This window comes from Bradyrhizobium sp. USDA 4452 (genome assembly GCF_054063575.1).
This window is the reverse complement of sequence record NZ_JBSSGK010000001.1, coordinates 1,520,118-1,545,485: the sequence shown is the minus strand read 5'-3', so window position 1 is coordinate 1,545,485 and position 25,368 is coordinate 1,520,118. Positions and strand designations below refer to the sequence as shown.

General features: G+C 64.8%; 18 protein-coding genes. 14 read left to right on the top strand and 4 right to left on the bottom strand.

Features of this window, described 5'->3' with window-relative positions:
* Positions 1–7 precede the first annotated feature (7 nt).
* The 10 genes from ACVISU_RS07465 (at position 8) to ACVISU_RS07420 (ending at position 14,418) form a co-directional block, all read left to right on the top strand.
* The gene (locus ACVISU_RS07465) at positions 8–880 is read left to right on the top strand and encodes a branched-chain amino acid ABC transporter permease (protein WP_050406735.1); all 873 of its coding nucleotides are present in this window, start codon (positions 8–10) and stop codon (positions 878–880) included.
* Positions 877–2,649 (top strand): branched-chain amino acid ABC transporter ATP-binding protein/permease, encoded by a 1,773-nt coding sequence (locus tag ACVISU_RS07460; RefSeq protein ID WP_456706487.1) that lies wholly within the window; start codon positions 877–879, stop codon positions 2,647–2,649. The genes ACVISU_RS07465 and ACVISU_RS07460 overlap by 4 nt, the downstream gene beginning before the upstream one ends.
* Entirely contained in the window at positions 2,649–3,377 is a 729-nt protein-coding gene (locus ACVISU_RS07455) for an ABC transporter ATP-binding protein (RefSeq protein ID WP_456706486.1), read from the top strand. The genes ACVISU_RS07460 and ACVISU_RS07455 overlap by 1 nt, the downstream gene beginning before the upstream one ends.
* Before the next feature lie 36 nt (positions 3,378–3,413).
* The gene (locus ACVISU_RS07450; protein ID WP_456706485.1) at positions 3,414–4,499 is read left to right on the top strand and encodes a malate/lactate/ureidoglycolate dehydrogenase; all 1,086 of its coding nucleotides are present in this window, start codon (positions 3,414–3,416) and stop codon (positions 4,497–4,499) included.
* A gap of 49 nt (positions 4,500–4,548) precedes the next feature.
* The gene (locus ACVISU_RS07445) at positions 4,549–5,325 is read left to right on the top strand and encodes an HpcH/HpaI aldolase family protein (RefSeq protein WP_050406732.1); all 777 of its coding nucleotides are present in this window, start codon (positions 4,549–4,551) and stop codon (positions 5,323–5,325) included.
* A 179-nt stretch (positions 5,326–5,504) separates the two neighbouring features.
* On the top strand, positions 5,505–7,028 hold the full coding sequence (locus ACVISU_RS07440) for a UxaA family hydrolase (protein WP_050406731.1): 1,524 nt from the start codon (positions 5,505–5,507) through the stop codon (positions 7,026–7,028).
* A 107-nt stretch (positions 7,029–7,135) separates the two neighbouring features.
* Positions 7,136–7,633: a GDSL-type esterase/lipase family protein gene (locus tag ACVISU_RS07435; RefSeq protein ID WP_456706484.1), complete on the top strand. Its 498-nt coding sequence runs from the start codon at positions 7,136–7,138 to the stop codon at positions 7,631–7,633.
* A gap of 100 nt (positions 7,634–7,733) precedes the next feature.
* Entirely contained in the window at positions 7,734–10,991 is a 3,258-nt protein-coding gene (locus ACVISU_RS07430; protein WP_456706483.1) for a transglutaminase family protein, read from the top strand.
* 83 nt (positions 10,992–11,074) lie between these two features.
* Positions 11,075–13,543: a circularly permuted type 2 ATP-grasp protein gene (locus tag ACVISU_RS07425; protein ID WP_456706482.1), complete on the top strand. Its 2,469-nt coding sequence runs from the start codon at positions 11,075–11,077 to the stop codon at positions 13,541–13,543.
* Entirely contained in the window at positions 13,540–14,418 is an 879-nt protein-coding gene (locus tag ACVISU_RS07420; protein WP_050406728.1) for a transglutaminase family protein, read from the top strand. The genes ACVISU_RS07425 and ACVISU_RS07420 overlap by 4 nt, the downstream gene beginning before the upstream one ends.
* Positions 14,419–14,463: 45 nt before the next feature.
* Here ACVISU_RS07420 and ACVISU_RS07415 read toward each other — a convergent pair whose 3' ends face one another.
* The 3 genes from ACVISU_RS07415 to ACVISU_RS07405 form a co-directional block, all read right to left on the bottom strand.
* The gene (locus tag ACVISU_RS07415; protein ID WP_050406727.1) at positions 14,464–15,966 is read right to left on the bottom strand and encodes a sensor domain-containing diguanylate cyclase; all 1,503 of its coding nucleotides are present in this window, start codon (positions 15,964–15,966) and stop codon (positions 14,464–14,466) included.
* Positions 15,967–16,137: 171 nt separating this feature from the next.
* Positions 16,138–17,844 carry a methyl-accepting chemotaxis protein gene (locus tag ACVISU_RS07410; protein ID WP_456706481.1) on the bottom strand — a complete coding sequence of 569 codons (1,707 nt, stop codon included), beginning with the start codon at positions 17,842–17,844 and terminating at the stop codon, positions 16,138–16,140.
* An 84-nt stretch (positions 17,845–17,928) separates the two neighbouring features.
* Positions 17,929–18,099: a hypothetical protein gene (locus ACVISU_RS07405; RefSeq protein WP_157113234.1), complete on the bottom strand. Its 171-nt coding sequence runs from the start codon at positions 18,097–18,099 to the stop codon at positions 17,929–17,931.
* Between the two features lie 92 nt (positions 18,100–18,191).
* Between ACVISU_RS07405 and ACVISU_RS07400 the strand changes: the two genes are divergently transcribed.
* The 4 genes from ACVISU_RS07400 (at position 18,192) to ACVISU_RS07385 (ending at position 24,766) form a co-directional block, all read left to right on the top strand.
* Positions 18,192–19,574, top strand: coding sequence for an ethanolamine ammonia-lyase subunit EutB (locus ACVISU_RS07400; RefSeq protein WP_456706480.1), 1,383 nt, complete (start codon positions 18,192–18,194; stop codon positions 19,572–19,574).
* 129 nt (positions 19,575–19,703) lie between these two features.
* Positions 19,704–21,290: a B12-binding domain-containing radical SAM protein gene (locus ACVISU_RS07395; RefSeq protein WP_456706479.1), complete on the top strand. Its 1,587-nt coding sequence runs from the start codon at positions 19,704–19,706 to the stop codon at positions 21,288–21,290.
* A 4-nt stretch (positions 21,291–21,294) separates the two neighbouring features.
* Positions 21,295–22,083 carry an ethanolamine ammonia-lyase subunit EutC gene (eutC, locus tag ACVISU_RS07390; protein WP_456706478.1) on the top strand — a complete coding sequence of 263 codons (789 nt, stop codon included), beginning with the start codon at positions 21,295–21,297 and terminating at the stop codon, positions 22,081–22,083.
* Positions 22,084–22,381: 298 nt separating this feature from the next.
* Positions 22,382–24,766: an efflux RND transporter permease subunit gene (locus ACVISU_RS07385; RefSeq protein ID WP_456706477.1), complete on the top strand. Its 2,385-nt coding sequence runs from the start codon at positions 22,382–22,384 to the stop codon at positions 24,764–24,766.
* An 80-nt stretch (positions 24,767–24,846) separates the two neighbouring features.
* Here ACVISU_RS07385 and ACVISU_RS07380 read toward each other — a convergent pair whose 3' ends face one another.
* Positions 24,847–25,350, bottom strand: a complete 504-nt coding sequence (locus ACVISU_RS07380) for a hypothetical protein (protein WP_456706476.1) — start codon at positions 25,348–25,350, stop codon at positions 24,847–24,849.
* Positions 25,351–25,368: the final 18 nt, after the last annotated feature.

Genomic DNA, 25,368 nt, shown 5'->3' with positions numbered 1-25,368 from the left:
CGCTGTCATGGATCTGGTTCTACAACTGCTGTTCACCGGAATCGGCATCGGCGCGGTCTACGCGCTGGTGGCGCTCGGTTTCGTGCTGATCTTCCGCGCCACCAACGTGGTGAACTTCGCGCAGGGCGAATTCTCGATGGTCGCCGCCTATCTGATGGTGGTCTGCGTCGAGCTGGGGCTGCCTTACTGGCTGTCCTTCGTGATCGCGCTCGCCGGCATGGCGCTGCTCGGCGTCATCTTCAATCTGGGCGTCTACTATCCGCTGCGCCACCGCACCTATCTGCCGGTCATCATCGCCACCATCGGCGCCTCGATCCTGCTCTCCAACTCTGTGCTCGCGATCTACGGTCCGCAGCCGCAGGTTCTGCAGGGCTGGTTCGACACGCCCGGTATCCAGCTCGGCCCCGTCTATCTCGACAGCCAGTATCTTCTGATCATCGGCGTCACGATCCTGCTGGTGCTGTTCAATTTCTGGTTCTTCGAGAAGACGCTGCTCGGCAAGAAGCTGCAGGCGACCTCGCAGGACAAGGAGATGGCCTCGCTGCTCGGCATTTCCGTCTCCACCATGATCATGATCACCTTCATCTATTCGGCCGTGCTGGGCGGTCTCGCCGGCATCCTGGTGGCGCCGGTGCTGTTCGTCTCGATCCAGATGGGTTCGACGATCGCGCTGAAGGCGTTTGCCGCGACCATCATCGGCGGGTTCGGCGATGTCGCCGGCGCCATCGTCGGGGGCCTCGCGCTCGGCGTCATCGAGACGTTCGGCGCCGCCTACATCTCGGTGCCATACAAGGACGGCTTTGCCTTCCTGGTGCTGATCGCGTTCCTGGTGTTCCGGCCGCAGGGTATCTTCGGCGAACGTGTCGCGGAGAAAGCATGAGCGCCAGCGACAACATGATCCAGGCGCCGGCCGTGCGCTCGAAGCCGCTGATCGTCCGGCATCTGCCGTATTTCCTCGGCGTTGCGGTGCTGGTGGCGCTCGCCGCCAGCATGCAGTTCGACGGTTACATCCTCAACATCCTGCTGCAGGCCACGACCTTCTCGATCGCGGTATTCGGATTGTCGGTCGTGCTCGGCCTGTGCGGCCAGATCAACCTGGCGCAAGCCGCATTCTTCGGCTTCGGCGCCTATGCCGTCGGCCTCGGCACCGCCGACCTGCATCTGAACTTCTGGCTCTGTTTGGTTGGCGGTTGCGTGATCACGCTGATCGCCGGCGCGTTCCTGGGGATGTCGACGCTGCGGCTCGGCGGGCATTACCTTGCGATGGTGACGATCTCGTTCCAGCAGATCGTAACGCTGGTGATGATCAACGCCATCGGCGTGACCCACGGACCGGACGGCGTCGCCAATATTCGCCGGCCCGAGCTGTTCCAGTCCTCGCAGAGCTATCTCGCCTTCTGCGTCGCGATGCTCGCCATCGTCGGCTATCTGGTCTGGCACCTGCCTGACACCAAGCTTGGCCGGGCGATGCGTGCAGTGCGCGACAACGAGCTCGCGGCCGGCGTCAACGGCATCGACGTGTTCCGCACCAAGGTCTATGCCTTCGCGGTGTGCGCGGTGCTCGGGGGCCTCGCGGGCGGCCTGTTCGCCGGCGGCTTTGCCTATGTCAGCCCGGATCAGTTCTCGTTTGCGGAATCCATTCAGTTCCTGACCATGTCGCTGCTCGGCGGCGTGGCCTCGCCGATCGGTTCGGTGATCGGCACCGGGCTTTTGATCCTGATCCCTGAATGGCTGCGTTTCCTGAAGAGCGTGCCGGGCCTCTATCTTGCGATCTACGGCCTGTCGGTGATCCTGATCATCCGCTTCATGCCTGATGGCATCTGGGGCTTCGTGTCCGACGCGTTCACGCGCTGGCGCGCCCACACCAAGGTGCCGCCCGTTGCCGGAGCGCTCCAGCTCAAGCCCGCGAGCGCCGGCGGCGACATCGTGCTCGAGGTCACCGGGCTCTCGAAGCATTTCGGCGGCCTCAAGGCGGTCGACGGCGTCGATATCGCGGTGAAGCGCGGCAGCGTGCATGCGCTGATCGGACCGAACGGCTCCGGCAAGACTACGACGTTGAACGTCTTGTCCGGGCTCTACAAGGCCACATCAGGCAAGATCCTGCTGGACGGCACCGACATCACCAGCATGGCGCCGCATCAGCGCACTGCAGCGGGGCTCGGACGCACCTTCCAGAACATCCGCCTGTTCCGCTCGATGACGGCGCTGGAGAACGTCGAGATCGGCGCCGAGCGCCCCGGCAACACCATGATCGGGAAGGGCGACGATGCGCTGACCGAGCGCGCGATGGAGGCTCTGTCCTTCGTCGGCCTCGGCAATCGCGCCAACGAGTTGATCTCGAGCTTCTCCTACGGCCACCAGCGCCTGATCGAGATCGCGCGGGCGCTGGCGTCGAACCCGACCCTGCTGCTGCTCGACGAGCCGGCCGCCGGCCTCAACTCGACCGAGAAGCTCGAACTGCATGAGCTGCTGAAGCGCATCGCGGCGCAAGGACTTACGATCCTGATCATCGATCACGACATGACGCTGGTCTCGGAAGCCGCCCAACACATCACCGTGCTGAACTTCGGACGCCGTATCGCCGACGGCGAGTCGATGGCGGTGCTGCGTCATCCCGACGTGGTCTCCGCCTATCTCGGGAGCGAATGATGCCGCTGCTCGAAATCCGCAATCTCGTGGTCCGCTGCGGCGAGATCGAAGCGCTGCGCGGCGTCACCATCGCCGTGGAGCAGGGCCAGGTGGTCACGCTGCTCGGCGCCAACGGCGCCGGAAAGTCGACCACGCTGCGCGCAATCTCTGGCCTCGCCAAGCCCGCCTCCGGCGACATCCTGTTCGACGGTCATTCGATCGCGGGCCTCGGGCCGGAAGCGATCGTGCGGCTCGGCATCTCGCATGTGCCGGAAGGCCGCCGCGTGTTTCCCGGTCTCACCGTGAAAGAGAACATCATGCTCGGCGCGTCGAACCGAAAGGTCGGGGCGTCGCAGATCTCGCGCGAGGCCGATGCGATGTTCGACCTGTTCCCGGATATCCGTGCCTTCTCCAATGCGCTCGGCTGGACGCTGTCCGGCGGCCAGCTGCAGATGGTGGCGGTGGCGCGCGGGCTGATGGCCAAGCCGCGGCTGCTGCTGCTCGACGAGCCCTCGCTCGGTCTCGCGCCTGTGATCGTGCAGGCGGTGTTCCGCATCATTTCGCAGATCAGGAAGGACACCACGGTCTTGCTCGTTGAGCAAAATGCGCGCATGGGACTTTCGGTCGCCGATCACGGCTTCGTTCTCGAAACCGGGCGGATCGTGCTCGGCGGCAAGCCCGACGAATTGTGGGGCAATGAAGCCATCGCCGCTGCCTATCTCGGCGGTCACGCCAAGACCCACGCCTGACACCTCACTGTGCTGTATCGAGCGAGCTAGTTTTTCATGGTCACCATCAAGGTCGATAATCTCATCAACTTCGTGTCCGAGGTGTTCTCCCATTCGGAGTCCTCTCCGGAGGAGGCGAAGCGCATCGCGACTTACCTCACGACCGCGAACCTCACCGGCCATGACAGCCACGGCGTGATCCGCGTGCCTGTCTATGTCAGGTGGAAGAAGATGGGCTCGATCGTGCCGAATCAAACCCCCGAGGTCGTGGTCGACACGCCGTCGCTCGCGGTGGTCGACGGCAAGTTCGGCTATGGCCAGACCGTCACCCCGATCGCAGTCAGGCTCGGCATCGAGAAGTGCAAGAAGGCGGGGCTCGCCGCCGTCGCACTGCGCAACTCCGGCCATCTCGGCCGCGTCGGCGACTGGGCCGAGATGGCTGCTGCCGAAGGCCTCGTTTCTATTCATTTCGTGACGGCGGCGGGCTCGCTCCTGGTCGCCCCTTATGGGGGCGTCGAGAAGCGGCTGTCGACCGCGCCGTATTGTGTCGGCATTCCGCGTCAGGGCCAGGACCCGATCGTGCTCGATTTCGCAACCTCCGTCGTTGCTGAAGGCAAGTGCCTGGTGGCGAGCCGCGGTGGCAAGAAGTTGCCGATCGGCGCGCTGGTCGATGCCGACGGCACGTTGAGCGAGGATCCGCATGTTTTGTATGGTCCGTACACGCCCGACGGGCCGCGCGATCACACCAAGGGAACCGGCGCGATCCGCGCCTTCGGCGATCACAAGGGCTCGGGCCTTGCCTTCATCTGCGAATTGCTTGGCGGCGCGCTGACCGGCACCGGCGCGACGTCGTCGGACCGCCGTTTCGCCAACGGCATGATGGCGTTCTACATCGACCCCAAGGTGATCGACACCAGCAATTTCTTCGATGGCGAAATCACCCGCTACACCGATTTCATCCGCGCTACCAAGCCGATCGCAGGCACGGAGTCCGTGCTGGTTCCGGGCGATCCCGAGCGGAAAACCCGCGCCGATCGCACCAGGAACGGCATCCCCTTGCCTGACGATACCTGGGCGGCGATAGTGAATACCGCGCGCGAGGTCGGCGTCAGCGAAGTCTCGATCCAGCGGGCGACCAGCTGAGGTCTGCCCTCCAAGAAAACCTTCAAGAAGCACAAAGGAAACGTGATCAATGGCGAACAAGGTCAAACAGGTCTGGGCATCGGGCAAGGCCGTGGTGAACGCGTGGCTCGCGATCCCCTCCGGGTTCTCGGCCGAAGTGATCGCGCAATGCGGCTTCGACAGCGTCACCGTCGACATGCAGCACGGTGTGCAGGATTATCAGTCGATGGTGCAGTGCTTCCAGGCGATGCATGCCCATCCGGTCACGCCGATGGTCCGCGTGCCCTGGAATGAACCCGGCATCATCGGCAAGGTGCTGGATGGCGGCGCCTATGGCGTGATCTGCCCGATGGTCAACACGCCGCAGGAAGCCAAGAACCTTGTCTCCTACGCAAAGTATCCGCCGAAGGGCGTACGCTCCAACGGCCCGATCCGCGCCGGCATGTACGGCTCAGCCGGCACCTACCAGCAGACCGCCAACGACGAGATCGTGCTGCTGCCGATGATGGAGACCAAGACCGCGGTCGAGAACATGGAAGCCATCCTCGATGTCGAAGGCATCGACGGTGTCTATATCGGCCCGTCCGATCTCGGCTTCTCCTATGGCTTGGTGCCGAAGCTCGATCGCGACGAGCCGGAGATCCTCAAGATCTACGAGAAGATCATCAAGGAATGCGGCAAGCGCGGCCTCAACCCGGGCATTCACTGCTCGGGCGCCGAGGGCGCGGTGCGCGCGATCAACATGGGCTTCAAGCTCGTGACGCTGTCGAACGAGGTCGGCCTGATGCAGGTCTACGCGAAGATGCAGGTCAACCAGACCCGCGAGAAGTCCGGCGGCAAGGCGTAAATCTATCCTCCTCCTTTCCCCGCTCTTTGCGGGGAGAGGGTTGGGGTCAGGGCCTCCATCCGGCGAGCAGTGTTTTCGTGATCGCCGGCGTGCCTTGCCCCTCAGCCGGATCGCTGACGCGGTCCGACCTCTCCCCGTGAAGGACGGGGGAGGTGAAGAAAACACCAAGGAGAACTCCCATGGCCTCGGCACAAGTGATCCGTCTGCACGCCGACGACAGCGTCCTGATCGCGCGCGCGAGCCTGCCGCCAGGACTGGAAGTCGCCGACGGTATCACCACGGTCGACCGCATCCCCGCGGGCCACAAGGTCGCGATCAAGCCGATCGCGCAGGGCGAGCCGATCCGGCGCTACGGCCAGATCATCGGCTTTGCAACCCAGCCGATTGCGCCCGGTCAGCATGTGCATACGCAGAACTGCGGCATGGGCGATTTTGCCAAGGACTACGCCTACGGCGTCGACGTCAAGCCGGTGCCGAACTTCGATCTGCCGGCGACCTTCGAGGGCATCCGCCGCGCCGATGGCCGCGTCGCGACGCGCAACTATATCGGCATCCTCACCTCTGTGAATTGCAGCGCTCACGTCGCCGGAATCGTCGCCGACATGTTCAAGAAGAACCCGTTCACCGGCGACAACCCGTTGGCGGATTTCCCGAATGTCGACGGCGTCGTGGCGCTGACCCACAAGACCGGCTGCGGCATGACGCAGGACGAGCCGTTGGCGCTGCTTCGCCGCACGCTTGGCGGCTATGCCCGGCACGTCAATTTCTCCAACGTCATCGTGCTCGGCCTCGGCTGCGAGGTGAACCAGATCGGCGGCTTGATGCAGGAACAGAAGCTCGCCGGCCGCCTGCGTGCGATGGACATCCAGGAGGTCGGTGGCACGCGCAAGACCGTGGAAGCCGGTGTGGCCTTCGTGAAGGAAGCGCTCACCGACGCCAACAAGGTCAAGCGCGAGGCGGTGCCGGCAAGCGAGTTGACCGTGGCGCTGCAATGCGGCGGCTCGGATGGTTACTCCGGCGTATCGGCCAATCCGGCGCTTGGCGCCGCGAGCGACCTCCTGGTTCGCCACGGCGGTACGGTGATCCTCTCGGAGACGCCGGAGACCTACGGCGCCGAGCATCTGTTGACCCGCCGCGCGGTCAGCCGCGAGGTCGGCGAGAAGCTGGTCGGCCTGATGCGCTGGTGGGAGGAATACACCCAGCGCGAAGGCGCCGAGATGAACGCCAATCCGAGTCCCGGCAACAAGGCCGGCGGCCTCACCACCATCCTGGAGAAGTCGCTCGGTGCGATGGCCAAGGCCGGCAGCACCAACCTCGTCGACGTCCTCAACTACGCCGAGCCCGTCACCAAGAAGGGTTTCGTGTTCATGGACACGCCCGGCTACGACCCGGTCGCCGCCACCGGGCAGGTCGCCGGCGGCGCCAACCTCGTTTGCTTCACCACCGGCCGCGGCAGCGTATTCGGCTGCAAGCCCGCGCCGTCGATCAAGCTCGCCACCAACACGCCGATGTACAAGCGGATGCAAGACGACATGGACGTCAATTGCGGCACCATCCTCGACGGCGAGGAGAGTGTGCAGGAATGCGGCCAGCGCATCTTCGACCTGATCCTCAAGACCGCCTCGGGCCAGCCGACCAAGAGCGAGAGCTTTGACTTCGGCGGCGCCGAGTTCGCGCCCTGGGTGCTGGGCGCAACGATGTAGTGTTTGCAAAGCCCGGATGGAGCGCAGCGAAATCCGGGACGCTCTTACCGTGGAGACCCCCCGATTGCGCTACGCTCGATCCGGGCTACGGATTGAATGGAGGAAACATGCGCGTGCGGCGGTTGATTGGATGCTTCGCATTGCTGGCCGCCTTGACGCTCGGCGTCGGTTCGGCCGGTGCCACAACCATCGTGGCGCTTGGCGCGAGCAATACCTACGGCAAGGGCGTGGCGCGCAGCCAGGCCTATCCCGCGCAGCTTGAAGCGATCTTGCGGACGAAGGGTTTGAGCGTCCGTGTCGTGAACGCCGGCATCAATGGCGACACCACGGAAGGAATGCTGCAGCGCCTGGACCGCGCCGTTCCGAACGGGACCCGTGCCGTGATTCTACAGCCGGGCGGCAACGATCGGCGCAAGGGCAGCCCCGACCGGACCGCGGATATTCAAAGCCGCCTCAGCGCCCGCGGCATCGCGGTGATCATGCTGTCCAACGGGATGCTGCACGGCCTCCCGCATCAGCCCGACGGTCAGCATTTGACCCCCGAGGGTTATCACATGCTCGCCGAGCAACTGGCGTCGCAGGTATCCAGCGCGATCGGCCGCTAGTCCCGTAGCCCGCCGCTTGGGCAATCGCTGCCCGTTGTTAGTGCTTGATGTCGACCGGAACCAGTGTTCTGCTCAAAAAAGCTGCTGGAGTCCTCGGTCCGTGTCGATCTTCGTCGCACTGCATCACGTCACGCACTACAAATACGACCGGCCGATCGATCTCGGGCCCCAGACCATTCGGCTCCGGCCGGCGCCGCACACACGCACGCCGATCCTGAGCTATTCGCTCAAGGTCACGCCCGCCAATCACTTCGTGAACTGGCAGCAGGATCCCCAAGGCAACTGGCTGGCGCGTTACGTCTTCCCCGAGAAGACCACCGAGCTCAAGGTCGAGGTCGACTTCACCGCGCAGATGACGGTGGTGAATCCGTTCGATTTTTTCGTCGAGCCCTACGCCAACAGCTTTCCATTTGAATACCCCGCCGATCTCAAGACCGAGCTTGCGCCCTATCTTGAGACCGATGAACCCGGGCCATTGTTCGCGGCCTATCTGAAGGACGTTCCGCGCCAGGCCGACTCGACCGTCAATTTCCTGGTCGAGCTCAACGCGCAGCTGCAGAAGAAGATCAGCTACGTGATCCGCATGGAGGCCGGCATCCAGACGCCTGAGGAGACGCTGGCCGCGGGCTCCGGCTCCTGCCGCGACTCGGCGTGGCTCTTGATCCAGGCGCTGCGCCATCTCGGGCTCGCCGCGCGCTTCGTCTCCGGATACCTCATTCAGCTGCGGCCCGACATCGATCCGCTCGAGGGGCCACGCGAAGTCGAGAGCGACTTCACCGACCTGCACGCCTGGGCCGAGGTCTATCTGCCGGGCGCAGGGTGGATCGGTTTCGACGTCACCTCCGGCATGCTGACCGGCGAGGGCCATATCCCGGTCTGCGCCACGCCGCACTACCGCTCGGCCGCGCCGGTGACCGGCACTGCTGGTATCGCCAATACCGAGTTCGGCTTCGAGATGAGCGTCAAGCGCATCCGCGAGGCGCCGCGGATCACGAGGCCGTTCTCCGATCAATCCTGGGCGCGGCTCGATCGGCTCGGCGAGCAGGTCGATGCCGATCTGCAGAAGGACGACGTGCGGCTCACCATGGGCGGCGAGCCGACCTTCGTCTCGGTCGACGATCTGGAATCGCCGGAGTGGAATGTTGCCGCGGTCGGCCCGACCAAGCGCGCGCTGGCCGACGAGTTGATCCGCAAGCTGCGCACACGGTTCGCACCCGGCGGCCTGCTGCACTACGGTCAGGGCAAATGGTATCCCGGCGAAAGCCTGCCGCGCTGGGCGTTCGGCCTCTACTGGCGCAAGGACGGCAAGCCGATCTGGAAGAATTCCGATCTGATCGCAAGCGTCGAGAATTCGCGCAAGGCCGAGATCGCGGAAGCCAAACGTTTCGTCGAGGCGACTGCAGCAAGGCTTGGTCTCGGCGCCGACTATGCCATGCCGGCCTATGAAGATCCCGCCTTCTGGCTGCAACGTGAGGCCGGCCTGCCGGCCAATGTGACACCTGCGAATTCCAAACTGACCGATCCGGAAGAGCGCGCGCGGCTCGCGCGGGTGTTCGACGAGGGGCTGACCACGCCGAAAGGTTACGTGCTGCCGATCCAGCGCTGGAGCCCGCTTGGTGACCGCGTGCCGGCGCGCTGGCGCAGCGAGCACTGGAAGATCCGGCGCAGCCATCTGTTTCTGTCCCCCGGCGATTCCCCGCTCGGCCTGCGGCTTCCGATCGCCTCGCTCGAATATGTCCCGCCCGACGACTATCCCTACGTTATCGAGCGCGATCCGATGGCGCCGCGCGAGGCGCTGTCCGAGGAATTGCAGCAGGCACTGAAAGAGATTCCCGAGCCGCTGCCGGTCCGCACTGCGATGTCGATCGAGGTGCGCGACGGCGTGCTGTGCGCCTTCATGCCGCCGGTGGAGAAGGTCGAGGATTATCTCGAGCTCATCGCCGCGATTGAAGCCGCGGCCGAAGAGTTGCAGCTGCAAGTCCATGTCGAAGGCTACGCGCCGCCGTTCGATCCGCGCATTGAGGTGATCAAGGTGACGCCGGATCCCGGCGTGATCGAGATCAACGTGCAGCCGGCGCAAAGCTGGCGCGAGGCCGTCGACATCACCCTCGGCCTCTATGAGGACGCCGCGAAGACGCGGCTCGGGGCCAACCGTTTCCTGATCGACGGTCGCCACACGGGCACCGGCGGCGGCAACCATATTGTGGTCGGCGGCAGCAAGCCGGAGGATTCGCCGTTCCTGCGCCGGCCCGATCTCTTGAAGAGCCTGGTGCTGTATTGGCAGCGGCACCCGTCGCTGTCCTATCTGTTCTCCGGCATGTTCATCGGTCCGACCAGCCAGGCGCCGCGCATCGACGAGGCGCGGCATGACGGGCTCTATGAACTCGAGATCGCGCTGTCGCATGTGCCGCCGCCGGGCATGGACGCGCCGCTGTGGCTGGTCGACCGGCTGTTCCGGCACATTCTGGTCGATATCACCGGCAACACCCATCGCGCCGAGATCTGCATCGACAAGCTCTATTCTCCCGACGGTCCGACCGGCCGGCTCGGACTGGTCGAATTCCGTGCGCTCGAAATGCCGCCCGATCCGCGGATGTCGCTGGCGCAGCAGCTCTTGATCCGCGCGTTGATCGCCAAGCTGTGGCGCGAGCCGCAGCAGGGCAAGTTCGTGCGCTGGGGATCCGCGCTGCATGACCGCTTCATGCTGCCGCATTTCCTTTGGGAGGATTTCCTCGGCGTGCTCGCCGAGCTCAGGCATTCCGGCTACGACGTCGAGCCGGAATGGTATCAGGCCCAACTCGAGTTTCGTTTTCCCGCCTTCGGCCGTGTCCATCATGGCGGCGTCGGCCTCGAACTGCGGCAGGCGCTCGAACCCTGGCACGTGCTCGGCGAGGAAGGCACCTCGGGCGGCACCGTGCGCTACGTCGATTCCTCGGTCGAGCGGTTGCAGGTGAAGGCGACCGGTTTCGTCGAGGGCCGCCACGTCATCACCTGCAACGGCAGGCGGATGCCGATGACCGAGACCGGCCGCGCCGGCGAGGCGGTCGCCGGCGTGCGCTTCAAGGCCTGGCAGCCGGCTTCCGGCCTGCATCCGACCATTCCCGTGCACGCGCCGCTGACGTTTGACCTGATCGACACCTGGAACGGCCGCTCGCTTGGCGGCTGCGTCTATCACGTCGCCCATCCCGGCGGCCGCAACTACGAGACCAAGCCGGTTAATTCCTACGAGGCCGAGGCGCGGCGGCTGGCGCGCTTCCAGGAGCACGGTCATAGCCCCGGCAAGATAGAACCGCCGCCGGAGGAACGCACAATTGAGTTTCCCTTGACCCTCGACTTGCGGACGCCGCTCCTGCACTAATTGGCTGCAGGGGAAGTGCAATGACGGCATCGGGTGGCCAAGGAAACAGTCAAGAGAGCAGGGCCCGTCCCGGTCAGCGCCGGATGGCGCAATGGGCCCGCGACTATGTCCGGCTGCCTGGAATTCCCGATGAATTCCTCGCAGAGGATGGCGCGCCGCGGCCGGTCTGGGCCCGTTTCTTCGACGCCTTTGCCGCGCTGTCGCCGGCCGACATCGAGCGCCGCTTCGCCTCTGCCGACCGCCACCTGCGCGAGGCTGGCGTCACCTATCGCCCGCACGGGGATACGTCGGATCGGATCTGGCCGCTCAGCCATCTTCCTCTGATCATCGATGCGGCTGACTGGCGGCAGCTCGCCGCCGGTGTCGCGCAGCGCGCGCAGCTTCTGGAAATGGTGCTGGCCGATCTCTACGGCGATGGCTGTCTCGTCGCCGAGGGCGCAATTCCTGCCGCGGCGATTGCCGGCAGCAGCGAATATCTGCGCGCGGTCAGCGGCATCAAGCCGCCGGGCGGCCGCTATCTGCATCTCTATGCCGCCGACATCGGCCGCGGGCCCGACGGCCGCTGGTGGGTGCTCGGCGATCGCACGCAGGCGCCGTCGGGCGCGGGCTATGCGCTGGAAAACCGCCTGGTGCTGTCACGCGCCTTCTCCAATCTCTACAAGTCGATGAATGTCGAGCGCGTTGCGCCGTTCTTCGAGGCGTTTCGCGATTCACTTCGCGCCAGCGCCGACCGCGACGAGCCGCGGATCGGCCTGCTGACGCCCGGCGCGTTCAGCGAGACCTATTTCGAGCATGCCACGCTGGCGCGCTATCTCGGCTTTCTGCTGGTCGAGGGCGACGACCTCGCGGTCTCCGGTGACCGCATCCATATTCGCACCGTTGCCGGACTGAAGCGGCTCGACGTGCTGCTGCGCCGGGTCGATTCCAACATGCTCGATCCGCTCGAGCTCGACGCCTCCTCCTATCTCGGCGTGCCCGGCCTCGTCGAGGTGCTGCGCAAGGGCGGCGCCGTGGTTGCCAACATGCCGGGCTCGGGCGTGATGGAGGCGCGGGCACTGCTCGGCTTCCTGCCCAATCTGTGCCGACGCCTGCTCTCCGAAGACCTGATGATGCCGCACATCGCGACATGGTGGTGCGGCCAGAAGTCCGCCCGCGAAGAGGTGCTGTCGCGGTTCGACGAATTCGCGATCGAAGGCGCCTATGGCCGCGGCGTTGCGGATTTTCCGGGCCATGGCCCGGTGCTACCGGGCGAGCTGTCGGCCGCGGACCGCGACCGTCTGAAGGACGCGATCGGCCATCGCGGCATCGACTATGTCGGGCAGGAGCTGGTCCGGCTGTCGACGACGCCGGTGTGGGAGAACGGCCGCATCGCGCCGCGTCCGTTCGTGCTGCGGGTGTTCGCGGCGGCGACGCCGAACGGCTGGACCGTGCTGCCCGGCGGCTTCTGCCGGATTGCCGATCGGGCGGATGCGCGCGCGGTGTCGATGGGCGACGGCGCGGTGTCCGCCGACGTCTGGGTGGTGTCCGACAAAGCGGTCGCGACCTCGACGTTGCTGCCGGCGGTCGACACCGTCCGCATCCGACGTATCGCCGGCGTGCTGCCGAGCCGCGCGGCCGATAATCTGTTCTGGCTCGGCCGCTATCTCGAGCGTGCCGAGGCTACCATTCGCCTGATCCGCGCGCTGTGTACGCCGCTGCGCGATCCCGCGCGGGCCAATGCGACCGGTTCGACGCCGGCGATGCATTCGGCCGAGCGCATCCAGCGCATGCTGGTCACCTGGGGCGCGGCCACGCAGACCGCGCGCACCAATCCCGCAAAGGTCGCACTCGAAGCGTTGCAGAGCGAGGAGAAGTTCGGCTCGGCGCTGTCGCTGGTGCGGTCGGCGCAGCGCACCGCAACCTCGCTGCGCGAGCGGCTGTCGCCGGATGCCTGGCAGGTCATCACCGAGATGGCCGACCGGCTCGCGATCGAGGTGCACGACGATGACGGCGTGGTCAGCGCCGCCGAGCTGACCTTGCAGGAACTCGCGAGCTTCGCCGGCCTCGCGCAGGAGAACATGAACCGTGCCGCCGGCTGGCGCTTCCTCGAGATGGGCCGCCGTGCCGAGCGCGCCATCAACACCACGCGCTTTGCCCGCCAGTTCGCCTATGACGAAGCCGGTGACGAGGATCTCGATGTCCTGTTGACGCTGGTCGATTGCCAGATCACCTATCGCTCGCGCTATCTGGTGCAGCCGCTGCTGACGCCGGTGCGCGATCTCGCGGTGCTCGATCCCTACAATCCGCGCTCGGTCGCGTTCCAGGTCGCCGCGCTGAACGAGCATATCGCCGCGCTGCCGAGCCTGAAGGAGCACGGCCTGATCGAGCGGCCGCAGCGGCTCGCGGTCGCGGTCGAGGCGATGTTGACGACGGCGGAAGCCGGTAGCCTCGACGTCAAGACGCTGTTTGCGCTGGAGCAGGACCTGCTCAACCTCGCCGACTCGGTCGGGCTGCACTATTTCCCGCACGGACCGAACGCCAGCCGGCCGGAGAAGCTCACGGGGCTGGCGTGATTTACGACATCCGTCACGTCACGACCTACAGCTACGAGACCCAGGTCAGCTTCGCGCGTTGCTCGCTGCGGCTGGAGCCGATCACCGGCGACGGGCAGCAGCTGGTTTCCCATTCGGTCGAGATTCGTCCCAAACCGGCGGAGCGTACCGCGCGGCGCGACTTCTTCGGCACGCTGACCGAAAGCGTCCTGATCGAGACCGCGCATCGCAGCCTTCGCATCGATTCGCGCTCGCGGGTCTCGGTGGCGCGGCAGCCGCCGCTCCGCGACGCGGCGAGCCCGCCCTGGGAGGGCGTGCGCGATAACGCATTCGAGGCATTGAGCCTCGATGCAACCTCGCCGGTCGGCTATGTCTTCGCCAGCGCGCTGGTGCCGGTGCTACGGCCGGTGACGGCCTATGCGTCCGCGAGCTTTTCGCCCGGCGGCGGCATCCTTGCCGGTGCAGCCGATCTGATGCGCCGCATCCGCAGCGATTTCAAATACGATCCCAAGGCCACCGTGATCTCGACGCCGCTTCGCGACGTGTTCGAGAAGCGCCACGGCGTCTGCCAGGATTTTGCCCATGTGATGATCGCGGGGCTTCGCGGCCTCGGCCTGCCGGCCGCCTATGTCAGCGGTTATCTGCGCACCATTCCGCCGCCGGGCCAGCCGCGGCTGCAGGGCGCGGACGCAACCCACGCCTGGGTGTCGGTCTGGTGCGGCAGCGAGCTCGGCTGGGTCGGGTTCGATCCGACCAACGATCTCATGGTCGCCAACGATCACATCATTCTCGCCATCGGCCGCGACTTCGCCGATGTCTCGCCGGTCGACGGTATCATCGTCGGCGCGCGCAAGCAGAAGCTCAGCGTCGCCGTCGACGTGTTGCCGGTGGATTGAGCCGTCGGGGCGGCCGCGCGTCCGACCGTGCCGCCGCGATCTCGATCAGGCGACGTGGCGCTTGCCCGATTTGTCCCACCCGATCGGGCTGACGATGACGCGGTCGCGGCCTTCATGCTTGGCTTGATAGAGCGCGAGGTCCGCGGCCTTGAGCAGATCGCGCGATGTGCGCTCGTGATCAGGGACGAGGCAAGACAACCCGATGCTGACGGTCGGCAACTCATGCTCGGATTCGCGCGCAGCCGTCAGCTTCGCGCGGATCTGCTCGGCAACCTCCAATGCGCCTGCCTTGCCGATGCCGGGCAGGAGCACCGAAAACTCCTCGCCGCCGTAGCGCGCACCGAGATCGGTTGCGCGCTTGGTGCTGGTTGCGATGCATCGTCCCACCGTAGCGAGCACTGCGTCGCCCGCCTGGTGGCCGTACGTATCATTGAAGGTCTTGAAATGATCGACGTCGATCATCAGAAGCGATACCGGCGATTTTGCACGCATGCCACGCCGCCATTCGACGTCAAGCGTATCGTCGAGCCGGCGGCGATTGGCAAGGCCAGTCAGCGCGTCGGTGCTCGCGAGGTGCGCGAGCCGGTCTTCCGCGGCGGCCCGCCGTTTGAGAGCGGCCAGCAGATAGAACATCAGGACGATCGAGAAGCCGCAGAGCGCCGCCACCACGCTTCCGATCAGCCAGAGCTGTTGCCACCAGTCGGCATAGATGCCGTCGAGCGCGAGGCCTTCGGCGATCAGCAGGGGATGGTGTCCGACGGCCTGAAAGACATAGAGCCGGCTGACCTGGTCGACGAGCGATTTCGTCGTGTAGGAGCCGGATTGCCGGGCCGGGAATTGCTTGAAGACCTGTGAGTCTCTGATGCTTTGCCCGATCTTGTCGATGTCGAACGGTGCCCGCATCAGCATGATGCCATCGGTGTTGAACAGCGCCATGCTGTCGCCGATGCCGAAGCTCAGCTTGCGAAACAGATTGTGGAAATAGCTGAGCCGCATGCTGCCCGCGACGACGCCGGCAAAGGAGCCGTCGTCATTGCTGATGCGGCGGCTCAGGCTGATCAGATATTCGCCGTCCGAAGTAACCCAGGGAGCGCTGATGAACAGTCCGCGGTCGGCTCGCGCCTGATGCACCCGGAAGAAGTCCCGATCGGCGAAATTTGCGGTCCGCGGCGTCAATGTCCGGGAATCCAGCGTGACGTCTCCCGCGGTATTCAGCACGAGGATCGAGCCGAGATCCTTGGCGGTGGCGGCACGATCGAACAGCACGACCTGACGAAGCTCCGGGCTGATCTTGCGGAGCTCCGGCAGCTTGACGCCGTCGGCGACGGCCTGTAGCGACAGGTCGTAGAGCTCGATGTTGCGGTCGATCTCGCTGGCGATGGAGGCGACGAGGTTGGTCGCGCCTTCCTTCGCATGCTGATAGTCCTTGCCGGCCATTTCCCAGAGAATGGACGCGCAGATCGCCGAAAAGCACAAGATGAGACCGATCCCGAGCGCGAGCAGCCGTTTGGTCGGCACCGCCTTCGGCGTTGGCAACAGCCCGTTCATCACTTGCTTCCGCTTCCCCGCGCCCCCGCGCTCTGTCACTTTCTATAGGGGCATCAAATTGAGAAAGGCGACCTCAAGCGCGGGCAATTTGCGTGCGTGCTTTGGCAGAGTCTTAACCATTCCGGATTGGTCGGCTTCCATCGTTGGCCCCGGACAGATCGACTGATCCGTTCAGGTTCCGGTCCGTCGCAGGTCCTCGGCGGCGTCGCTGCGCAAATTGCGGAAGAACTGCTCGACCTCGCGCGACAGCGTCTTCGCTGTTGCGGTCAGATCGTTCGATGCTGCGAGTACCGATTCCGCCGCCTTGCTGGTCTGGTCCATGTCGTCGCGGAGCGAGCCGACATTGGTCACCAGGGTTTCGTTGCCCTGGGCGGCCATCTGCGCGTTGGCGGAGATTTCGCGCGTGGCTGCATCCTGCTGGCCGATCGCGCTGGCGATGTTGGCGGTGACGTTGCTGATCTCGCGCACCGCCTGGCCGATCTCGCGCACGGCGGCCACCGAGTTGCGGGTCGAGGCCTGGATCAGGCCGACATTCTCGCTGATCTCGGCGGTTGCCTTCGCGGTCTGCCCGGCCAGCGCCTTGACCTCGTGCGCAACGACCGCGAAGCCGCGGCCGGCATCGCCGGCACGGGCGGCTTCGATCGTGGCGTTGAGCGCGAGCAAATTGGTCTGCTCGGCGATCGCCTGGATCAGGCTCAGCACGCCGTCGATGCGCTGGGTGGTGGCGGCAAGGCTCTCGATCTCGGTGATAGACCGGTCGGTGCGCGCACCTGCCTGATCGACCGCGCCGGAGGACTGCTTGACCTGGCGGCCGATCTCCTCGACGGAGGCGGAGAGCTCTTCGGCAGCACCCGCCACCGCAGAGACGTTGCTCGAGGCCTGCTCGGTCGCGCCTGCCGCAGCAACCGCGCGACCGTTGGCGTCCGCCGCGACGGTCGCGATGGTCTGCGCGGTTTGACGCATCGTCGTTGCGTTGTCGTGCACCGCGCGGAGCACCTCGCCGATGGTGCCGCGGAAAGTCTCGACGAAGCGCTCGATATGCCGACCGCGGGCGTCGCGGGCCTCGGCGTCCTGCAGAACTTGCGCGTTCAGGCTGCGGTTACGGTCCATCGCCTCCTGGAAGACCTTGATGGCGCGCGCCAGTGCGCCGATTTCATCGCTGCGCCCGACATGCGGTACGTCGACATGATCGGCGCCATCGGCGACATGCCTGATGGTGGTGGTGATCTGCGACAGCGGCCGCGCCACCGAGCGGGCGATGATCAAGACGCCCAGCACCACCACGATCAGGGCTGCCGCACCGAGCCCGGTCAGCAGCAGCGCCAGCTCACGATTGGTGTCGGTTTGCTGCGCCAGTCTCTTGCTGCGCTCGGCGTAGACCTTGGACAGCGCCTCGAGGTCCTTGTTCAGCGCGGTGCGCACGTCGCGGTTGGCGTCGTTGTCGCCCCACTCACGCCCGGCGGCGGCGCCGATTTCGATGCCGCGGCGGACCAGCTCCTTGCGGAACTCGATGAACTGCTCGATGCGCTTCTTGAACACCGCGAACTCCGAGGCGTCGTCGGCCTGCACCAGGGTTTCCCAATTCCTCACCACAGCGAGGATGCGGTCGTTGAACGCCAGCAGCCCGTCGCCGTATTTCTTCACCGCCGCGGGTTCGGTCGACATGTAGATGCCGCGGGATTCCATCACCACCGCGTAGACCAGCGAGTTGACCCGCTCCACATTGAGCGCGGCGCGGCTGGCGAGATCGACGGCCGCGGTCAGCTCGGCGTTGCGCCGCGCGTTGTAGTCGGACAGGACGGTGATGGCCGCGGTCAGCGCCGCAATCAGCGCAAACGTCGAGTACAGCCTTGCAGCAAGCGAGAATCGGGATGCCATGGGAGGCCGCGATGTGGGGATGGGGGATGTGACGGGGGTGGGCATTGCGGGCACTCCAAGAGGCCGGGGAGCACCTTCGGCCAATTAAAGTTTATGCAAAATCTTCATGGACAATTTCTTAACGCGTGCGTTCGCCGCCGCCGCAGCCGTTAAAATCTCTAAATAATACCAACGTCTTATGAGATGCTCCCAAGTGGCCGGGTCGCGGCGAATTGCCGTCGTGTTGAATGACGGACCGCCATCATCATCATTCATCAACATCCTCCGGCGCACGGAGCGAAGCTGATGGCACGACTTTCGCAAAGAGGTGCTAGGCTACGCTGTCCCCAGCCTCGACGCGAATTCCCATGCTTTATCGTCACACCATCGACGCCACCAATTATGCATTCGACGATCTGCGCATCCTGCTTGCCAAGGCTTCGCCGCCGCGGTCCGGCGATCGCCTAGCCGGCATCGCGGCCGACAGCGCAGCGGAAATGATCGCCGCGCGGCTCGCGCTCGCCAACGTTCCGCTCAAGCAATTCCTCGATGAGCCTGTCATCCCCTATGAGGACGACGAAGTCACCCGCCTGATCCTCGACAGCCACGACGTTGCCGGCTTCTTGCCGGTGTCGTCGCTCACCGTCGGCGGCTTCCGCGACTGGCTGCTGTCGGATGCCGCCACCGGCGTTGCGATCAACAGGATCTCGCGCGGCATCACGCCGGAGATGGTGGCGGCGGTGTCGAAGCTGATGCGCAACCAGGATCTGATCCTGGTCGCGAAGAAATGCGAGGTGACGACCCGCTTCCGCAACACCATCGGCTTGCACGGGCGAATGAGCACGCGATTGCAGCCGAACCATCCGTTCGACGATGCCAAAGGCATCACCGCCTCGATCCTCGACGGCCTGCTGCTCGGATCCGGCGATGCCTGCATCGGCATCAATCCGGCGAGCGACGATCCGAACATCATTGGCACCCTGCTGCGGCTGCTGGACGATGTCATCACGCGGCTCGAAATTCCGACACAGAGCTGCGTGCTGTCCCATGTCACGACCACGCTCGGCCTGATCGGGCAGGGGCTGCCGGTCGATCTCGTGTTCCAGTCGATCGCAGGCACCGAGGCGGCGAATCGCAGCTTCGGCGTCGACCTGTCGCTGCTGCGAGAGGCACGGGAAGCCGGGCTGTCGCTCCGCCGCGGCACGGTCGGTGACAATGTGATGTATTTCGAGACCGGGCAGGGCTCGGCACTGTCGGCCAACGCCCATCACCAGGTCGACCAGCAGACCTGCGAGGCGCGGGCCTATGCGGTGGCGCGCGCGTTCGATCCGCTGCTCGTCAACAGCGTGGTTGGCTTCATCGGTCCGGAATACCTCTATGACGGCAAGGAAATCATCCGCGCCGGGCTTGAGGATCATTTCTGCGGCAAGCTGCTCGGCCTGCCGCTCGGGATCGACGTCTGCTACACCAACCACGCTGAGGCCGACCAGGACGACATGGACAATCTCCTGACGCTGCTAGCGGCCGCCGGCGTGAACTTCATCATGGGTGTGCCGGGCGCCGATGACGTGATGCTGAACTATCAGTCGACATCGTTTCACGATGCGCTCTACATCCGCGACCTGTTCGGTGTGAGGCGGGCGCCCGAATTCGACGACTGGCTCGCGCGCGTCGGCCTTGCCGGGCAGGACTTCCGCCTCGTTGCCGATGCGGGGCGGCTGCCCGACCTCGCCGCCAGGCTCTTGACCTGACGGGATAGCGAATTTCTGCAAAGCAACTATCTCGCCGTTGTGACGTTAGGGAGTGCCACAATGTTGAAGAATTTCTGGCCCAGCGTTCGACGCCATGGTTAGATTTGCAGGTGTTTCGGGGTCGTTTTGATGAGAGCTGAGGGCATAAAGACAGCACGGCGTATTCTCTGCGTCTTTCCGCGCTATACGTCGTCCTTTGGGACCTTCGAGCACTCCTATCCCCTGACCGACGGCGTCAAGGCGTTCATGCCGCCGCAGGGCCTGCTGCTGATCGCCGCATACCTCCCCGAGAATTGGCCGGTCCGTTTCGTCGACGAGAATCTGCGTCCGGCAACGACGGAGGATTTCGAGTGGGCGGACGCCGTGTTCGTCAGCGGTATGCACATCCAGCGCCAGCAGATGAATGACATCTGCCATCGCGCACATGATCATGGCCTGGTGGTCGCGATCGGCGGCCCGTCGGTCAGCGCCTGTCCGGACTACTATCCCGCATTCGACTACCTTCATGTCGGCGAGCTCGGCGATGCGACCAATGAGCTGATCAAACGTCTGGAGCAGGACGCCAGTCGCCCCGACGAGCAGGTGGTGCTGAAGACCATCGATCGCCTGCCGATGACGGATTTCCCGCTGCCGGCCTATGAACTCGCCGAAACCAAGAAGTACTTCCTCGGCAGCATCCAGTTCTCGTCGGGCTGCCCCTATCAGTGCGAGTTCTGCGACATCCCCGGGCTCTACGGCCGCAATCCGCGGCTGAAATCGCCGCAGCAGATCATCGCCGAGCTCGACAAGCTGCGCGCCTGCGGCGCGACCGACACCGTCTATTTCGTCGACGACAATTTCATCGGCAACCGCAAGGCGGCAGCCGAGCTGCTGCCGCATCTGATCGAGTGGCAGAAACGGACCGGCTATGTCACGCGGCTCGCCTGCGAGGCGACGCTCAACATCGCCAAGCGGCCCGAGATCCTTGAGAAGATGCGCGAGGCCTTCTTCGTGACGATCTTCGTCGGCATCGAGACGCCCGATCCCGACGCGCTGAAGGCGATGCACAAGGATCAGAACATGATGGTTCCGATCCTGGAGGGCGTCCGCACCATCAATTCGTTCGGCATGGAGGTGGTCTCCGGCATCATCATGGGGCTCGATACCGACAAGCCCCAGACCGGCGACGCGCTGATCTCCTTCGTCGAGGAGTCCCGGATTCCACTCCTCACCATCAACCTGCTGCAGGCGTTGCCGAAGACGCCGCTGTGGGACCGGCTCGAAAAGGCGGGCCGGCTGGTCCATGACGACGGCCGCGATTCCAATGTCGAGTTCCTGCTGCCTTATGAGGACGTGGTCAGTTCCTGGCGCAAATGCATGGAGATCGCCTACCAGCCCGAGAAGCTGTTCGAGCGGTACTTGTATCAATGCAACTACACCTATGCCAACCGCATCAAGGTGCCGGTCAGCCCTGAGATGAAGAGCTGGGCCAACATCCGGCGCGGCCTGATCATGCTGCGCAACATCTTCTGGAAGGTCGGCGTGCTCGGCGACTACAGGCGCGTGTTCTGGAAGTTTGCGCTCGGCCGACTCAAGCGCGGCGACATCGAGGGGCTGATATCGGCGACGCTGGTTGCGCATCATCTGATCACGTTTGCGCGCGCAGCTTCCAGCGGTCGGCAGAACGCCTCGAACTACTCGATCCGGCTGCGCGAGGCTTCCGTCCCCGCCGAATGACAGCATGACGACACCGCCGGCGCCATCGTCCCCATCGCTTCCCGATTTGCGCAACCTGACGCCGGCGCGTGTCGGTCTCGGCCGATCCGGAGCCAGCCTGCCGACCGATGCGCTGCTCTCGTTCACGCTCGACCACGCCCGCGCCCGCGACGCCGTTCATGCGGCCTTCGACGTCAGCGGCATTACGGCCGGTCTTGCCGGCCTCGGCACCACGCCGTATCACGTGTCGAGCCAGGCGCCCGGCCGGCGCGACTATCTACGGCGGCCCGATCTCGGACGCATGCTGGATTCCGCATCGCGACGGTCGCTGGAAGAACTCGGCATCGCCGCTTGCTCCTGCGCGATTGTGATCGGGGACGGCCTGTCGCCGACGGCCGTCAATGTGCATGCCGTCGAATTGATCCGGCACCTCGCGCCGCGGCTTGCGGCCGACACCATCGACACCGGTGCGGTGGTAATAGCGTCAGGCGCGCGGGTCGCGCTCGGCGACGAGATCGGCACTATCATCGGCGCGCGCATGCTCGTGATGCTGATCGGCGAACGGCCGGGCTTGTCGGCGCCCGACAGCCTTGGCGCCTATCTCACCTTCGCGCCGCGGATCGGCCTGACCGATGCCGACCGCAACTGCATCTCCAACATCCACCGCGCCGGGCTGAGCTATCTGGAAGCCGCGTCCAGGATTTCCTGGCTTGTGCGCGAAGGCCTGGCACGCCAGATCACCGGGGTCGCGTTGAAGGATGAAAGCGGATCGTCACAGAATGCGCTACCAGGGTGTGACAAATCAGATACTTAATCGTGGGGATCGGCGGTTCCCCGCGCATTTGGTTGTACCCGCGCGCTTGCGAGCCAAGGGGTGGACAGGTAAAACCGGCGCCGGTCAATATTCGCGTGTTTTCAAGGACTAGCGCCGATCAGTTGCGCTCACCCGCCTCATTCGCGCCCCTAAAGCATGATCCGGAAAAGTGCGAAGCGGTTTTCCGAAAAGATCGTGCGCAAACAAGGAACTAAAGCGCGATGACGATTCAATCCGATCGCATCGCGCGTTAGACCCAAGCTAGACAGATTGAGCCGTTTTCAGAACTGGACAGGGCATGCTCGAAAAGAATTCCGAAAGTCAGGTCCACGTCGAGAAGGTCGAAGAGCCGCGGTCGGGCCCCAGCATCGCGTTCGGGATCGAGCGTCTCGGCCTGATCCCGATGCGGGCGCCGATCCTGTCCTGCGTCGTGCTCGTCCTGTTGCTGATCGGCGCGGTGTTCGGTGTGCACCGGATCAAGATCGACGATTCGCTGTCGCAGCTGTTCCGTTCCGAATCCAAGGACTACAAGCAATATGAAGCGGTGACCAAGCGCTTCCCGGCGACCGAGTTCGACGTCCTCGTCGTGGTCGAAGGCAAGACGCTGCTTGAGCGCGACAATCTCGGCAAGCTGCGTGACATGGTCACGGATCTGCAACTCGTCGACGGCGTGCGCGGCCTGGTGTCGCTGTTCTCCGCACGCCAGGCGCCGGAGCGAGGCAAGCTGCCGGCGGCGTTGTTCCCGAACGAGCTGCCCGAGGGCGCGGCCTACGACAAGTTCGTCGAGACCGTCAAAAGCAACGAGATCATCCGCGGCAAGCTGCTGTCGGAGGACGGCACGCTTGCGCTGGTCGTGCTGTCGCTCGAACCCGAGGTGGTCGGCAGCAACAAGCTCGGCAAGGTGGTCGCCGACATCAGGAAGATCATGGCCGACGATCTCGGCGGCAGCGGGCTCAATGCCCAGCTGTCCGGCGTGCCGGTCATGCAACTCGAGATCCGCAATGCGGTCGAGCGCGACGGCCTGACCTACAACATTCTCGGCATCCTCGCCGGCTGCGTCATCGCCATCATCTTCTTCCGCAAGATATCCTTCATGGTGGCGGCGGCGTTCCCGCCGATGATCGCGATCCTGCTCGCGCTCGGCGGCCTCGGCTGGGCCAATTTCAATCTCAACATGTTCCTCAACGTGATGACGCCGCTCATCATGGTGATCAGCTTCTCCGATTCGATGCAGCTGACATTCGCGGCGCGCGACCGGCTGATCGCGGGCCAGGACAAGTTCACCGCGTTCAAGAACGCGGTGCTGGTGGTCGGCCCGGCCTGCGTGCTGACGCACGGCACGGCGGGCATTTCCTTTATCGCGCTGCAGTTCTCGGATTCCGACCTGATCCGCAAGTTCGGCGAGGCCGGGCTTGCGGCGACCATCATCGCGCTGGTCGCGGTGCTGTCGCTGGTGCCGGTGTTCGGCATCCTGCTGGTGCGCAACGAGAAGGTCTTCGCGGTCAAGTTCCAGAGCGCCGATGCCGGCGTGCAGGCGCTGCGCAATTTCTGCTATTGGATCGCGGTGCGCATGGTCGGCCGTCCCGGGCTGTTCAGCCTGCTCGCGCTGATCGTGGTCGGCGGCCTCGGCATCATCTACGCCAATCTCGAGCCGCGCTATCGGCTGGCCGACCAGGTGCCGGACAAGCGGCAGGCGGTCGAGGCCTCGAGCCGGCTCGACGCCAAGCTCACCGGCGCCAATCCGGTCGATGTGCTGATCGAATTCCCCAAGGGCCAGTCGCTCTACTCGCCGGAGACGCTGAAGACGATCGCCGACGTTCATGCGATGGTCGAGGACAGCGCAGGTGTGGGCAACGTCTGGTCGCTGGAGACCCTGCGGCGCTGGCTCGCCGAGAAGGCCGGCAGCAACGACGTCGCGACGCTCAAGGAATATGTCGATCTGATCCCCGAACATTTGGTGCGCCGCTTCATCGACAAGAATCAGGATGCGGTCGTGGTGTCGGGCCGCGTCCCGGATGTGGATTCGAGCCAGTTGCTTCCGGTGGTGAACAAGCTCGATCACGCGCTGGACAAGGTGCGCGCGGAGCATCCCGGCTATGAGATCGCCGTCACCGGCCTGTCGGTGATTGCCGCGCGCAACAGCGCCAACATGATCGAGAAGCTCAACCACGGCCTCACCATCGAATTCTTGCTGGTCGCGATCTTCATCGGGCTGGCGTTCCGCTCGGTCGTGGTGATGTTCTCCTGCATCCTGCCCGGCATCTTCCCAGTGGTGCTGTCGGGCACCGTGCTGTGGCTGCTCGGGGAGGGGCTGCAATTCGCCAGCGTCGTCGCATTGACCGTGTCGTTCGGCCTGGGGCTGAGCGCGACCATCCACTTCCTCAATCGCCTGCGGCTCGAGACCAAGCCCGGCGTCACGCCGGAACTCGCGGTGGAGCGCGCCACGGTCCTGGTCGGTCCGGCGCTGATCCTGACCACGGTAGTGCTGGCTTGCGGCCTCGTCGTCACCGTGTTCTCCGACCTGCCGTCGCTGCGGCTGTTCGGCTGGCTCAGCGCGTTCTCGATGGTCGCGGCCCTGGTCGCTGACCTCTTCATCCTGCGGCCGACATCGATGTTCCTGATCAACCTGTCGCAAAGGCTCCGCGGCAAGGGCGGGCAACCGGCGCCCGTCGAGAAGGCCTGATCGACCGAAAGCAAAAGGCCCGGTTCCGAGTGATCGGAACCGGGCCCTTTTTTTTGGGCTAATGAGATCGCGCGGAGGCGTCAGGTCTTCGTCATCGTGATGGTGACGCCGCGAATCTCACCCTTGGAGTCGATCTGCACCACTTGCTTGGAGCCGTTGGTTTGCAGGTTGAGGTTTGCGGCAAAGCCGGAGGCTTCGACGAACACGTCGATCCGGCCGCCACCCGCGGTGCCCTGCAAATTGCCGAAGATGTTGCGGCTCGCCTCGCTCCAGTTGCCGGAAATCCGGTCGCCCTGGCTGGTGACGTCGCTTGACAGGTCGAATTTGTAGCTGTCGCTGGCGCAATGCAGCGATTGCTTCAGGTTCATGCCCGATGGCGCGACCTTGTAATCGGCCTTGCAACGAATCCGTTCGGTCGTGCCGTTGGACAACGCCACCGTGCCCGTACCGGTCCACGAGCCGGCAAAGCCGGCGAACGGGCCGCCGGCCTGGGCATGGACTGCGGAGGCAGACAGCAACAGTGCGGCGCCGACGCCCACAGCCCTGACGGCCTGACCATAAAGGCTGGAACCAAACAGCTTCATTGTGAATTTTCCCATCAA

Coding starts and splice junctions, on each gene's coding strand:
- ACVISU_RS07465 (WP_050406735.1), top strand. CDS start 8: ATGGATCTGGTTCTACAACTGCTGTTCACCGGAATCGGCATCGGCGCG.
- ACVISU_RS07460 (WP_456706487.1), top strand. CDS start 877: ATGAGCGCCAGCGACAACATGATCCAGGCGCCGGCCGTGCGCTCGAAG.
- ACVISU_RS07455 (WP_456706486.1), top strand. CDS start 2,649: ATGCCGCTGCTCGAAATCCGCAATCTCGTGGTCCGCTGCGGCGAGATC.
- ACVISU_RS07450 (WP_456706485.1), top strand. CDS start 3,414: ATGGTCACCATCAAGGTCGATAATCTCATCAACTTCGTGTCCGAGGTG.
- ACVISU_RS07445 (WP_050406732.1), top strand. CDS start 4,549: ATGGCGAACAAGGTCAAACAGGTCTGGGCATCGGGCAAGGCCGTGGTG.
- ACVISU_RS07440 (WP_050406731.1), top strand. CDS start 5,505: ATGGCCTCGGCACAAGTGATCCGTCTGCACGCCGACGACAGCGTCCTG.
- ACVISU_RS07435 (WP_456706484.1), top strand. CDS start 7,136: ATGCGCGTGCGGCGGTTGATTGGATGCTTCGCATTGCTGGCCGCCTTG.
- ACVISU_RS07425 (WP_456706482.1), top strand. CDS start 11,075: ATGGCGCAATGGGCCCGCGACTATGTCCGGCTGCCTGGAATTCCCGAT.
- ACVISU_RS07415 (WP_050406727.1), bottom strand. CDS start 15,966: ATGAACGGGCTGTTGCCAACGCCGAAGGCGGTGCCGACCAAACGGCTG.
- ACVISU_RS07410 (WP_456706481.1), bottom strand. CDS start 17,844: ATGGCATCCCGATTCTCGCTTGCTGCAAGGCTGTACTCGACGTTTGCG.
- ACVISU_RS07405 (WP_157113234.1), bottom strand. CDS start 18,099: ATGAATGATGATGATGGCGGTCCGTCATTCAACACGACGGCAATTCGC.
- ACVISU_RS07400 (WP_456706480.1), top strand. CDS start 18,192: ATGCTTTATCGTCACACCATCGACGCCACCAATTATGCATTCGACGAT.
- ACVISU_RS07395 (WP_456706479.1), top strand. CDS start 19,704: ATGAGAGCTGAGGGCATAAAGACAGCACGGCGTATTCTCTGCGTCTTT.
- eutC (WP_456706478.1), top strand. CDS start 21,295: ATGACGACACCGCCGGCGCCATCGTCCCCATCGCTTCCCGATTTGCGC.
- ACVISU_RS07385 (WP_456706477.1), top strand. CDS start 22,382: ATGCTCGAAAAGAATTCCGAAAGTCAGGTCCACGTCGAGAAGGTCGAA.
- ACVISU_RS07380 (WP_456706476.1), bottom strand. CDS start 25,350: ATGAAGCTGTTTGGTTCCAGCCTTTATGGTCAGGCCGTCAGGGCTGTG.